Source organism: Bacteroides sp. HMSC067B03 (genome assembly GCF_001811315.1).
Taxonomy (GTDB): Bacteria; Bacteroidota; Bacteroidia; order Bacteroidales; family Bacteroidaceae; genus Bacteroides; species Bacteroides faecis.
Window position 1 is genome coordinate 39569 of record NZ_KV804259.1, and the last position, 1995, is coordinate 41563.

The 1995-nt window shown below is 33.4% G+C and carries 1 protein-coding gene and 1 pseudogene; one reads left to right on the forward strand and one right to left on the reverse strand.

Annotated elements, in window-relative coordinates:
- Positions 1 to 118, reverse strand: a pseudogene (locus tag HMPREF2794_RS29380) (N-acetylmuramoyl-L-alanine amidase); the annotation flags it as partial.
- Between the two features lie 74 nt (positions 119 to 192).
- On the opposite strand from HMPREF2794_RS29380, the gene HMPREF2794_RS01980 reads away from it, so the two are divergent.
- Positions 193 to 1929 (forward strand): recombinase family protein, encoded by a 1737-nt coding sequence (locus HMPREF2794_RS01980; protein ID WP_004308433.1) that lies wholly within the window; start codon positions 193 to 195, stop codon positions 1927 to 1929.
- Positions 1930 to 1995: the final 66 nt, after the last annotated feature.

Consider the following 1995-nt stretch of genomic DNA (forward strand, 5'->3'; position numbering starts at 1 on the left):
GCAACTGATGCACCAGCAGCCGGAGTGCTGCCCGTTGCTCCGGCGTCCGGGTGTCCGCCGGGCGTCCCCGGCAGTCCAGACCGCCTTCGTAGCAAATTCCGATACTCTCCGCATTAAATTATATAGTATAATTTATATATCCTGTTACTAAAATAGTTATATTTGCATCATTATTATTAGAATAATCTGAATATGAAGGCAATACTATTAGTAAGAGTTTCTACAAAAGCACAGGATTTCGACGAACAGGAACGAGAAATTTACAATATGGCTATCAAAGACGGCTATTTACCGGAGTGCATAATTCCTGTATGTGAAAAGGAATCCGGTATAAAGTTGGCAGAAGAAGAGCGTGCAGGATTAAACAAAATGAAAGAATTGATTGAAGAAGATAATGATATAAATTGTGTGTACTGTTGGGAAGTATCAAGAATTGCTAGAAGAAAGAAAATAAACTTCTCTGTATTGGATTATCTCACAACTCATAAAATACAGTTAGTAGTCAAGAATCCGTCTATACGGCTATTTAAAGATAATGGAGATATAGATGAGGGTGCAGAAATGGTATTCACTTTATTCTCCCAAATGGCAGAATCAGAAATGCGTACTAAACTAGCCAGGTGGAAACGTACAAAAGATGCTAAACGCAAAGAATCTATATATACTGGTGGCTGGATTTTATATGGATATACGGTAGATGAGACAACGAAGAAACTAATAATAGACGAGAAACAGGCAAATATAGTAAAGACGATATTTGCTTTATATTTGACAGGGAAATATAGTTATGGTAGTCTAGCTAAAGAACTAATGCAAACAGGGCTATTAGTAGGTTATACTTTGCTTACTGCTAGAAAATTTATATCATTAACTTTAAACAATTTAGCTTATGCAGGTTTGCCTTCTTCTACCAATAAACGTAATAATGTCAAGACGGAAGGAAATATATATCCTCAGTTAGTAACATTGGAAATGATAAATAAATGTAAAGAGATAGCCAAGAGTAATACAAACAAACCTAAAAAACAGTATAACAACTATTATTTCGGTAAAGGATTATTAAGGTGTCCTTACTGTGGTGGAATAATGGTTGCAAAGAAGAATAACAATACATATCATTGTCAAGAATGTACTAAAGGATTTTGGATACAGATAAATTTAGTTGACAGCATACTTTGGCATAGTTCTATTATGCTTTATGCAACTAAATTAGCACACAAGGATGATGAAGATAGAAAACAATATTACTGCCAACTAACAATATGCGACAGTAAAATTAAAACTTCTGAATCGCGAATTAAAGCAATGCAGGAAAGAGCGGAGGTAATAGAACATAAGGCTTATGTGGAGGGTACTCTATCAATAACGAAAGCTGATTCTTTTATTAATGAACTCAATAATAAAATAGACAAGGAAAGAAAAGAACTGAATAAGTGGATGAATGATAGAGCTACTATTCAAAATCTGTTGATTGAAGTGAGTAGAGATGACAAGGTTGTGAACTTAGATAAAGTAGCAGAAATAAAAGACGACAAAACAAGATATGATATTATCCACGAAGTTTTTGATTGTGCTTTTATAGACAAAATTGAACAGTATAAATATACTATTTCAATATATCCAAAACTTTGGAATCATCCACTTCAATACACTTTGAATACGAAAAAGAATACTGTCTTTACAGATGTCACAGAAGATATTCATCAACACTTAATAGGTAAATTTCACGCTATTGAAGATGGTGTAGAAGTTTTGCCAGTATCAGAAGAAATTAAATGCTACGAAGAAAGATTTAAGGCAGTAAGGAACAAAGAGAAAAACCGTTATTATAATGTAAAATATTGCAGAGAACATAAAGAAGATAATGCTAGAAGGCAAAGGGAATACAGAGCTAGGCAAAAGGCTTTAAAAGCAAAAACAATAAAGTAAAATAAAGTGCCAATCGATAATCACATTTTATTAATACTTCTAGTCGATTTTTTCAGTTTGTGGTAC